The 10,411-nt window shown below is 46.1% G+C and carries 10 protein-coding genes; 6 read left to right on the top strand and 4 right to left on the bottom strand.

Features of this window, described 5'->3' with window-relative positions; all coding sequences use genetic code 11:
* Positions 1-372: 372 nt before the first annotated feature.
* A complete protein-coding gene (locus tag QUB26_RS24810; protein WP_333320136.1) occupies positions 373-2,241 on the top strand; it encodes a PAS domain-containing sensor histidine kinase in 1,869 nt (622 codons plus the stop codon).
* A gap of 258 nt (positions 2,242-2,499) precedes the next feature.
* On the opposite strand, the gene QUB26_RS24815 is transcribed toward QUB26_RS24810, so the two are convergent.
* Complete coding sequence (locus QUB26_RS24815; protein WP_333240619.1) at positions 2,500-3,027, bottom strand: orange carotenoid protein N-terminal domain-containing protein; 528 nt, start codon at positions 3,025-3,027, stop codon at positions 2,500-2,502.
* Positions 3,028-3,354: 327 nt separating this feature from the next.
* On the opposite strand from QUB26_RS24815, the gene QUB26_RS24820 reads away from it, so the two are divergent.
* The gene (locus QUB26_RS24820; RefSeq protein ID WP_333249296.1) at positions 3,355-3,720 is read left to right on the top strand and encodes a hypothetical protein; all 366 of its coding nucleotides are present in this window, start codon (positions 3,355-3,357) and stop codon (positions 3,718-3,720) included.
* A gap of 226 nt (positions 3,721-3,946) precedes the next feature.
* Here QUB26_RS24820 and QUB26_RS24825 read toward each other — a convergent pair whose 3' ends face one another.
* Both QUB26_RS24825 and QUB26_RS24830 read right to left on the bottom strand, forming a co-directional pair.
* Entirely contained in the window at positions 3,947-5,110 is a 1,164-nt protein-coding gene (locus QUB26_RS24825; RefSeq protein WP_333240611.1) for a glycerate kinase, read from the bottom strand.
* Positions 5,111-5,185: 75 nt separating this feature from the next.
* A complete protein-coding gene (locus QUB26_RS24830) occupies positions 5,186-5,518 on the bottom strand; it encodes a DUF565 domain-containing protein (protein WP_333240607.1) in 333 nt (110 codons plus the stop codon).
* A 364-nt stretch (positions 5,519-5,882) separates the two neighbouring features.
* Between QUB26_RS24830 and QUB26_RS24835 the strand changes: the two genes are divergently transcribed.
* From QUB26_RS24835 to QUB26_RS24850, 4 genes are all read left to right on the top strand, one after another.
* Entirely contained in the window at positions 5,883-6,461 is a 579-nt protein-coding gene (locus tag QUB26_RS24835; protein WP_333240605.1) for a hypothetical protein, read from the top strand.
* A 204-nt stretch (positions 6,462-6,665) separates the two neighbouring features.
* Positions 6,666-6,890: a hypothetical protein gene (locus QUB26_RS24840; RefSeq protein WP_333240602.1), complete on the top strand. Its 225-nt coding sequence runs from the start codon at positions 6,666-6,668 to the stop codon at positions 6,888-6,890.
* 24 nt (positions 6,891-6,914) lie between these two features.
* Positions 6,915-8,930, top strand: a complete 2,016-nt coding sequence (locus QUB26_RS24845; protein WP_445299639.1) for an ArnT family glycosyltransferase — start codon at positions 6,915-6,917, stop codon at positions 8,928-8,930.
* Positions 8,931-9,078: 148 nt separating this feature from the next.
* Positions 9,079-9,348 carry a hypothetical protein gene (locus QUB26_RS24850; RefSeq protein WP_333320139.1) on the top strand — a complete coding sequence of 90 codons (270 nt, stop codon included), beginning with the start codon at positions 9,079-9,081 and terminating at the stop codon, positions 9,346-9,348.
* On the opposite strand, the gene QUB26_RS24855 is transcribed toward QUB26_RS24850, so the two are convergent.
* Positions 9,345-9,854, bottom strand: coding sequence for a hypothetical protein (locus QUB26_RS24855; protein ID WP_333320141.1), 510 nt, complete (start codon positions 9,852-9,854; stop codon positions 9,345-9,347). The genes QUB26_RS24850 and QUB26_RS24855 overlap by 4 nt on opposite strands.
* Positions 9,855-10,411: the final 557 nt, after the last annotated feature.

A 10,411-nucleotide genomic window follows, 5' to 3' on the forward strand; every position in this document is an offset into this window, starting at 1 on the left:
TTTAAAATATCGTCAACTGACTCAGCTAAACTGAGTAAATTTGAGAATGTGTCCTGATTTATGGTTTTACAGGCTGCACATCATTTTTAAGCATACTCATGCAGCCGCCAAGAATGCAAGTTAATTTTTAAGTTATTTTGCGGCGATGCCTGCACGAGTCCGATCGGGACAGGTAAGCTCTCAATGTTTCAATAGTTTAACTGAATTATCTCATTGTCCGCCCGTTGATAGAGGTAATGATACCACTACCCCGATAAATTTAAAGTATAAAAAATTTTGATGCACTTGGGTTCTCAAAATCAATAAAGCTAGCAGCACGAGTCTTTAGCCGGTGTTAGGGCTCTAGTCCAATGCTTATTTATATAACCTGTTATGACTCAGTATCACGGCAATAAGTCTTTTCCCTCGGAGTTTTCCGACTCGGAAATCTTACACAAAGTATCTGAAATAACATCCCCCCAACCGCAAGTTGGCGACAGCGAAACTCAGGACGATCGCCTGTGGTCGGCAATTCCTCACATAGTTTGGAAAACAAATGCTGACGGCTGGGCGACTTATTTCAGTCAGCGCTGGGAGGAGTACACCGGGCTACCAGCAGCAGCAGCTTTGGGTTTCGGCTATCTGGCGCGCGTCCACCCAGAAGACCGCCCTCGTCTATTGGCGAGATCGCACAGTTCTAAGTTCCCGCCGCCAAGCTACGAAATTATATTTCGTCTGCAGACGCGAGAGGGCACTTACCGCTGGAACGTGGCAAAAGGAGAGCCTGCTAACCCCGACAGTCAGGAAGTTTTGGAGTGGGTGGGAACCTACACAGATATGGAGCCGATCGAACAAACTCAACCCGATCCCGAAGCAGAACCAGAGTTTTGGCGGCATCAAGCGCGATCGGAAGCTAATTTCCAAGTAGAAAAATTGTGCGAAGCCCGGACGGTAATAAAGGCTGGGCAGGAGTTACAGGTGATAGAGCAGTTTACAAATATATTGAGCCAGCGGGCGGGTAGCTTGTGCCAGTTGTTGCAAGGCATTGCGGATGCGACTGTAGAGGCGATCGCAGGAGCGGAATTTTGCCTAGTTGCTCTCCTGGAGTCCGATTGCAGCGGCCTCAAACTCAGCGCTGTCGGGGGCACGGAAAACTTTGGTGGGGGCAAAACCCCGCACGTGCAAAACAAGTTGCTGTGGAAAGCATTTGCGACGGGAGAGTCTGTACTGTGGCGGTCGGAGTGCCGCAAAGGCTTGCTGCCGGCGGCGGCTTGTGCAGCGGCGATCGAGTCGGCGCAAAGCGGGCGTTTGGGTGTGCTCGCCATCGGCAACGGGAAAGACAGCATGGCGATTGACGGGCATACTCAGCAACTGCTGGCGGTGATGGGAAAACAAGCGGCGATGGCAATTAACAACGCACTGGCGCTCGAAAAATTAAAAAAGCAAGAACAGCTTTTAGACTTGCAAAACGAGCTGCTAATTCGCCAGCAGGAAGAACTGGAAAATCAGGGGCGACGCATTCAACAGCAAAAATTGAAACTGCTAGAAGCAGCCAAGTTAAAATCGCAATTTTTGGGCATCATGTCCCACGAATTGCGAACTCCCATGAATTCGATTATCGGCTTTTCCCAATTGCTGCTGCGCCAGCACAAACAAATGCTGACCGCCCAGCAAACAGAAATGGTGGGGCGCATTTTACATAACGGCAAAAATCTACTACTGCTGATTAACGATATCCTCGACCTCTCCAAAATCGAGAGTGGCCGCACAGAATTAAAAATTGAAAAATTTGATTTAGCGCATTTAGTAATGGATGTCGCCTTGGAATTCGGAAATCAAGCCACCGATAAGAATGTGGCATTGTCCGTCAGCGTGTGCTTGCAGCATCAGTTTATAGTTAATGACAAGTTGCGCCTGCGGCAAATTTTGGCTAATCTCGTTTCCAACGCGGTTAAATTCACACATGAGGGCAGCATCTATATTGAGGTGCGGGAATTAAATTGCGATCGGCTAATTATCACCGTTCGGGATACAGGAATCGGCATCTGTGAAACCGATCTTCCCCACATTTTCGACAAGTTCCACCAAGGCGACCAAACCACAACTCGCCAATATCCAGGCACTGGTTTAGGACTAGCTATTTGTGCCTCTTTAGTCAAGATGATCGACGGTACAATTATGGCCGAAAGTCAACCCAAAAAAGGTTCGACTTTTCGGATGGAATTCCCGCGAAAAGTTTATCCTAAAAAACTTACTTCCTGACTAAGGATCGCGAATTAAATAACTTACAATTTTAATTGTTATTGTGGGATGGGCGTCCCGCCCGTCCCACTTTCAAGAGTGGAAGTTATTTAATTCTCATTCCTAAGAGCAAAAAAAGGTGTTACCTACTAATTATAGCGGTAGGGTGCGCCGAGACGCACCCTACATATAGAGGTTTTGGGTAATTCCTTTATTCTTGAGTCCCTCTCTGCTAGGAGGAGAGTTTGTGTAGGATAGGTTGCAACAGCAGACTCTTATCTAAAGACTAGAAGTTTTCCCTACTTCTGCCTGAGTAGAAATTGGTTTAACATCGGTGTAGCCCATATTATTGGCTACGTCGCGCAGCACCGAAATTTGCTGTTCAAAATCAAGACCTTCAATTTGACCCAACACGCCATTGACAGCCTCAGTTGCCTCATATCCGTCGGGGATATCGACAATTGTTTCACCCATACCAATCGCCCAAGCATACCAAACTACCAACTGATTGTTAGCAGTTAAAGCTCCGTAAGCGTGAGAATAAGGCGTGTCGTCGCGGTTGACAATACCTCGCATGATATTCAGTTGTTGATCGGCCGAAAGCTTGTAAAAATCATCCAGCAGCATGGGAGCTAATTCTGGTTCGGCGGCGGCGGGAGCGGCTGGTGTAATTGAATCTCCCATTTTTTCATAAACAAAGTAGAGCAGCGCCAGCTTTTCATCTGTACCCAACCCGTTGATTGTCTGAACGATGTTTTGAGTGTCGTTGGAGAGAGAGTGAGGATTGGTGGCGGCGGGTGAGTTCATAAATCAAATTCCTTAAAAATGCTTCCAGAATATATAAATATCAACATTTGTAAGTGCCCGTCACCATCCCCGAGAGGTAATACGATTTTAGATTTTACATTTTAGATTTTAGATTAAACAATGGGGAATGGCTTAGTATGTATGGGTTTGGATATTGCCTAAAGCTGCATTCTTTTCGGAAAGTGGTGTAATTTTAAGGCACCACCCTAGAAGAAATCATCCTTAAGATAGAAGCCAACGATACATCTGCGGGTAGATGAAAAAGCCTGGGATTTAAGTAAGGATTGAGAAAGTGAATTGTTAAATAAAACTAGCAAGGAGTCGGCTATGTCGGAAATAAATACAGAACAAAATAACATTGAGAGCTTTGACGCTCAGCAAATCACTGAAAGCGCGGAAGCTGGAGAACAAAAGTTGCCGACCGTTGATGTATCAGCAGACTACGAAGCTTCAAAAGAATTCAGCGTTAGTGACATCGATCGCACGGGTGCCGGCGCTCAAGCTGCCGCCGCTGCAACTGCACCTAAATTTCCTATTCCCGCTGCTAAAGATATCGCAAAGCCTGCAGATAAAAGCGGCAATCCCGCTGATTTTCGTTCGATGGCTCAGGAAATTAAGCCCACAGGTACACCGGGCGAAGTTACCGACGATTTGATGCAGAAAGCGATCGATCTTGGTACTCCCGGCAGTTAATTTAGAAATTCTCCATCCTCGACGGACAACCTCTGTATTGTAGGGTGCTTATGACGCGCCTTCCCCCTATAATTCGCGCGTCAAACCACTTTTTATATAAGTCCTGCAAGTGACTGTACGATAAGCTGCAATACAGTAGGGACGGAACAAGGTTGTGTCCTTAAAAGCTGCAATAGGGTAGGGACACAACATTTTTGTGTCCTTAAAGCGTTAATTTTAACTCTCCCTAATCGCTTAATTTTAAGTCGATCGCCCGACAAATTTTGCCGACAGTGCGATCGCCCAAAATTTCAATTACTAAATCCACGCGATCGCCCTCCTCAACCATCGACTTAATAAATAACTCTGGATGCAGCGCTTTCCAGAAATATTCAACAAACCGATTAATTTCAGCTTCTGACATTCCCGACTTCCCCGCCGCCATCATTTCTCGTTCCGCCTGATTGCGCCAGACTTGAGAAATGCGATAATCTTGGGGATACAAAACCATCAACCGATCTAATCGGTTCCACAGCGGCAGATAGTCGTGCAGCTTCGCATTCATATCGCGCGCAAACTGACAGTCGCCGTCTGTGGAAATCGGAAACGGTGCACCCGCCAAAAACTCGTTTAATTTGGCATCAACCACCGGATTCACGCCGACAAACCAACCTTCAAAAAGTACAATATCGGCACCGGAAATAATTTCGGGTTGACTTCTATCTCCTGCACCTCCATAGGCTGATTTGTCAAACCTGGGAATTTCTATATTTTTATTAATTATATCCGGTTTGAGGGCATCCCATTTGGGATTGTCAACTGCTGCTAAGTTGTGAGTTAGAGAACCGCGCAACTTGTCTAAAACTGCGATTCCCAAGTCAATATCGTGAGTGCCCGGAGGGCCGCGCCAAATTAAACGCGGGTCTGCTTTTTGGAGTTGTTGGCGATCGGCATAAGTCTTGTAAAGATCGTCTAAAGAAAGGCTGACAGTAGAATATCCCAATTTTCCCAGAATCAGGCTTAAAACTTGGCATAAAGTAGTTTTTCCCGTTCCTTGCACTCCTAAAATTCCTTGAATTAAAGGACGGTTTAAACTTTGTTTTGCAGTCGATAATTGCATTGCCAGCGGCAGCCACAGATTCCACAAAGTTTCGAGAAAAACAGTTGACTTTAGGGGGAAAGTATGCAGTTCGTCAAGAAGAGAAAAGAATAAATCGGTTTTGCAGCGGACAACATCGGCTACACTGTCAGGAGTAATCCCAAAAGCGCGCGTTCGCGAAGCCCTCGAAGAGGATCGCAAATCATCCGCAAGTTCCCAAAAAGCCAGGTGCTCGAAGTCGGGAGCTTTTGGGCGATCGCCGGCTTGCCATCGATGTAAAATTTCAACAGGGGTTACAGTCGATCGATCCATATCCTAAAAACTCTCGCTAGCGGGGGCGGGTTTTGTACAATTACTATCTACAACCGACAAATATTTCCCCTCCTTTTAAGAGCCAAGTTTGAAAGCCTCCACAAATAAATTGTAAGTCACGCCAACTTTCAGAGCATTGAGCATATCCACCCAAAAAGAACGGGCTACAGGCCGCGGGCTGGCGTAAACCAACCAGTTGGCGAACTCCGTCAACAACACCAACAGCCCGGCCGCGATAATATCCCAATCTGCTGATTGTCCGGTGATTGTCGAAATAGCAGTTCCCAAAAAAGTGCCGAACAGCAGGCTAATTAGCAGTAGCGAAATCCGCCGCCAAGGATTGCTCAGCCAGCCTCGGAATCGCTCGCCCAGAACATCAATCAATCTGTTAATTCGGGTATTCTGCATAAAAAAAGTTATACCATTGGAGATTCGAGATTGGAGATTTGAGATGCGGAATTACTGATGAATATTGGGTTTTGGAGTACGGGCATAGAGTAGCACTTTTTTTTTCAACTGCTATTAAAAGCTATACCGATGAGTCAACAAATGCCCCTCCAGGCTAAATCCAAATTCTTACCGCGGTCAGTATGTCGCCATCTAAAATATAAAATTTAACATCTAAGATGGTATTAAGCGATTGGCGAATTATAGCAGAGAACGGTTAAGTCATTAAGTGTAACTGTATCTTGTGTCACAGCAGCCCCTGGTTTTACATTAAAAATAGTTAAGACTCATTGCGGGTGCAGTCTATCCTTTAAGCCTAAAATTTATGAATCTTAAAATTTACCAGCTCGTAATTGGAGTGTCGATCGTCCTAATTACAGGAATGTTTCTAGGACGTTTTGAAATCACTATCTCCAACGGTTCAAATCAGTCGAGCGATTGGCCCTCACAAGCCACCGCACACCCCCCCATACCCCCCATTTCCCCAGTTGCGACAGATTCAGCAGACACCGCTAGCGAGCCCAAACCCGACTCAACACCAACCCCCCCAGATCCAGAGGAGGAATTGCTTTCCTCAATCCCTGTAGATGCTAAAGCCTCCGGCCGTTTGCGCGTCAGCAACCGCAGCGAACACCCAGTGCGAGTGGCCCTGCTGTCGAAACGGCAAGCCAAGGAATCCTACGGCAAACCGGCGCACTGGGATTTTGCGCCGGGGGAAGGTGGCGGCAAGGGACTGATGCTATCGCTGCCGGAGGGAAAGTTACAAGTCAAACGGGGAGACATTTTAGTGGTTTTTGCTCAGGATGGTTCTCGTCGCTACTGGGGGCCTTTCGTCGCCGGGGAGACACCCTCGCCGGCTTGGAACAGCACAGCCGGAGAATGGCAATTAATTTTGCAGCCGTGAACGCTTAGCTGCAGGTGCGGAAATTTGGGTCGAGAAAGCCGGTCGATCCGGTCTTGTTGAGAATGGTGCGGCTATGTGAGTTTAACCTCACATAGTGGCACCATTCTCAAGAACAGGCTTTCCGGCCTGTTCCACAAAGAGTGAATTTTATTGTGGGGAGTAGGGGTTGGGCAGGAGAGCCAGCCCCTGAAAGGCTTGTTGAGAATGGTGCAACATCTCTGTTTAACTGATATCTTGCACCATTGTCAGCAACAGGCTTTCCGGCCTGTTCCACAAGAAAATTTATATATTGTGGAACAGGCCGGAAAGCCTGTTCATAAAAGCCTTGTTGAGAATGGTGTAACATCTGAGTTTAACCAGATTCGATCGACTTGGGAGTTTCGAGAATGCGAATCTTTCGGTAGACTCTCTATGCGAGCTAAAATTTAAAATCTAAAATCGCAGGAAGTTTGCGTGAAGGAAGTTATTAAAAATTTGTCAGAGTTTAGGAAGCGCCCGTTAGCGTTAGCGAAGCGATCCGAAGGAAAGCCCTCGAAGAGGATCGCACCAAAGCTGCTGTCGCTGTTATGGCTGTGCGCGATCGCCTGGGTAGGTTTCTTGTGGAATCTCGGCAACATCGGTTTAGTTGACGAAACCGAACCCTTGTTTGCCGAAGCCGCCCGTCAAATGACGCTGACAGGGGATTGGATCACTCCTTATTTCAACGGCGAAACGAGGTTTGACAAGCCGCCGTTGATTTACTGGCTGATGGCTGTGGCTTACCGCACGCTGGGTGTTAACGAATGGGCCGTGCGTCTTCCCTCGGCTTTGTGCGCGATCGGTCTGACTTGCCTCGGATTTTATACCCTCTCGAAATCGAAGGAAGAAGGAAGTTCGGCAACGGATTCTGTAACGGATGTAACGGATGTAACGGATGTCAGGAGGAAGGAAGAAGGGCACGACACGGATTCGGACATGGATACACGGATGAATGTAACTGTCTTTCCTCCCTCGTTCTCCCACTCTCCCACTCCCCCACTCTCCCCCTCTCCTAGTATTCCTATTTTTCTTTCTACTCCTTGGATTGGTGCGGCCCTAATAGCTTTAAATCCCCAAACTATTGCCTGGGGACGGACTGGCGTTTCAGATATGCTATTAGTTAGTTGTATGTGTTCCGCACTATTCGCATTTTTTCTCGGTTACACTCTAGAAGAACAGAGAGCAAAAGCAGAATTTTCCACTGTTCCCGCTTCGCGATTTCCCAATAAGTGGTATCTGACTTTTTACGTACTAATTGCCTTAGCAATTCTGGCTAAGGGGCCTGTGGGAATTGTCTTGCCAGCGCTGATTGTTGGCTGCTTCGGGCTTTATTTGGGAAATTTCCGGCAACTTTGGCGCGAAATGCGTCCGGTGTCTGGAATTTTAATTATTCTGGCGATCGCCCTGCCTTGGTACATTTTGGTTATTTTAGACAACGGTCAAACTTATATTGACAGCTTTTTTGGCTATCACAATTTCCAGCGTTTTACTGGAGTAGTCAACAAGCACTCCGCGCCTTGGTATTTTTACTTTTTTGTAGTGCTAGTTGGTTTTGCACCTTGGTCGATTTATTTGCCGGTGGCGATCGCCCGCACCCGTTTTTGGCAGCGCAGTTACTGGCGTCGTCAACCGCGATCGGCTCAGTTGAGTTTATTTGCCCTATTTTGGTTCGTCTGCATCTTTGGCTTTTTTACGATCGCCGTGACAAAATTGCCCAGTTATGTATTGCCTTTAATCCCCGCCGCTGCGATTTTGGTAACGCTGCTGTGGAGCGATATTATTGCAGGCAACGAACCTGAAAACAGGCGGATAAAGTTAGAAAAAAAACCGAATTCTTTACCGCGAGGGCTGTTAGCTACATACATTTTCAATGTCGTATTTTTATTAATTATAGCCGGAGCAACTTTCTACTGCTACAACTGGCTGGGAGACGACCCGGCAATGCCCAATTTTCCCCAAGCAATTCAGCAGTCGGGATTGCTGATTGTAGGCGGTACGATTTGGATAATTACAGCGGTGGCGATCGGACTTTTACTCTGGAAGCGGCAACAGCGCTGGATTTTGGTTGCTAACTTCATCGGGTTAGTAGCATTTATCATCTTTGGTCTTACTCCAGCCTACAAAGTGGTCGATATCAACCGCCAGTTACCTCTGAGACAGTTAGCGCAGGTTGCGGTTCAACAAAAACTGCCAGGGGAAGAGTTTATTATGGTTGGTTTCTGGAAACCAAGTCTGGTTTTTTATACCCAAGGACCAGTGACTTACTACCGAGCTGTCAGAAGGGCGATCGACTACATTAAGGAATCTAAAAACCCAACTTCTCCCTCTATTTTGGTGCTGGGATATCCAGAGAAATTTGTGGAATTAGGATTGCAGCCAAATCAATATCAATTGTTGGACAGTCGGGGGGCTTACCAACTCGCCAGGGTTCCGAGAACAGCGTTTCGATAGTCCATTATACTGCGGTGTGAGCCGACCTATATGGTGTGAAAGTAGGGGCAATCCCCCCGTGGTTGCCCCGGAATTTGGATATGGTGCATCTAGAACTGTAAAAGCTATAATCTACTCACTACCTAAAACCCGAAGCTCGGAGCCTACAATGGTTTCAATTCTCAACAAACTCTCTTCGTTAATCCATGAGATTTGCATTGAAAAAGTCGATCGGTGGAAGTTGTTCAAATTTAGTGAATCGCTGCCACAGCGTATGGAAAATTTGTTAGAGAAGAAGAAGGACGATCGACTAATGGCAGAAGAGGCAGCGGAACTCGACGCCATTGGGGAATTAGATCGCATCTTTACCCATATCAATGCAATGATGGTGGCTCAAGATGTCAATCAGCGATCCCACGAGATAGAACCTTTTGGTTAGCCACGCCCTTCAATGTATCCCTTGACAAGTTGGGTAAAAGCTAATATCTCAAGCATTAAGTAAGTGAATAAATTAGCTATTATAAATGATTTATTCACTTGGCCTTTTTCAATTATTTTTAGTCCAAACTTCCCTATAAATAATTCTAGAAAAACGGAAAAGAAAAACATAGGAATGAGTGTAATCATAATTTCCAAGGGTAGAAAGGGAAAAGAACCAGGCTGTACAGGCACGGTTGTGTGGAAGACGATCTGTCCAATAAACGCCCCAATACAGAGGATAATAAAACCTCCCCCAATCGTCGATATGATATTTGTTATAAAACTAATAAAAATTGCTTTTAGGATACTGAGATTGAGTAGTTTTTTGTGAATATAAGCTTCTATCGCGATAATTGGTATGAGCAAAAGAATTTGATAGAAAACACTCTGAGTGAATAGTGGACTTCCTGCATTTGCGAGATATAGAGATGTATTGAAGTGCATAAAAAAGCTAGTAGAAAACATAGAAGTGGGTCTCCCGTAGTTATTAATGATGATAATTAGCCTGCCATTTGTTCGACCTACCCTCAACTTGCCTGAAACAATGGATAATGGATAGGATGCCATTTCCAGTGTAAAAGTGTGGTAGGCATGACTGAGTTACTGGAACGTGCGTTAGCGAAGCCCTCGTAGAGGATCGCCAAGTTGAAAACATTGTCTGCCAGCGAGCAAGATGCCCTCGCTTCAATGATTCTGGAAGAACTTGAAGACGAGAGGCGCTCGGATCAAGCATTCTCCCGTTCCCCAGATGAAGAGTGCTAAACTCGCAGCGACCGCAATGGCTGAGTATCATGCAGGCAAAACCCAAGAACTCGATCGCTCATAATATCGCTCGTAATTAAGTTAGTGTCTACAACCAGCCAATTTCATCTAGAAAAGTGTATTGCAAAACTTCGTTAAGCTTATAAGCAGTGGTAAGCGATGATGGTATTATGTAGTCAGGAAGTCAACATGAAACTACCTGACTACGCCAAAGCAATAGGCATAAGTTACACAACCGCGTGGCTAGGCGTGGAAGGCAA

This window comes from Microcoleus sp. B4-C1 (assembly GCF_036705285.1).
Taxonomy (GTDB): domain Bacteria; phylum Cyanobacteriota; class Cyanobacteriia; order Cyanobacteriales; family Microcoleaceae; genus Microcoleus.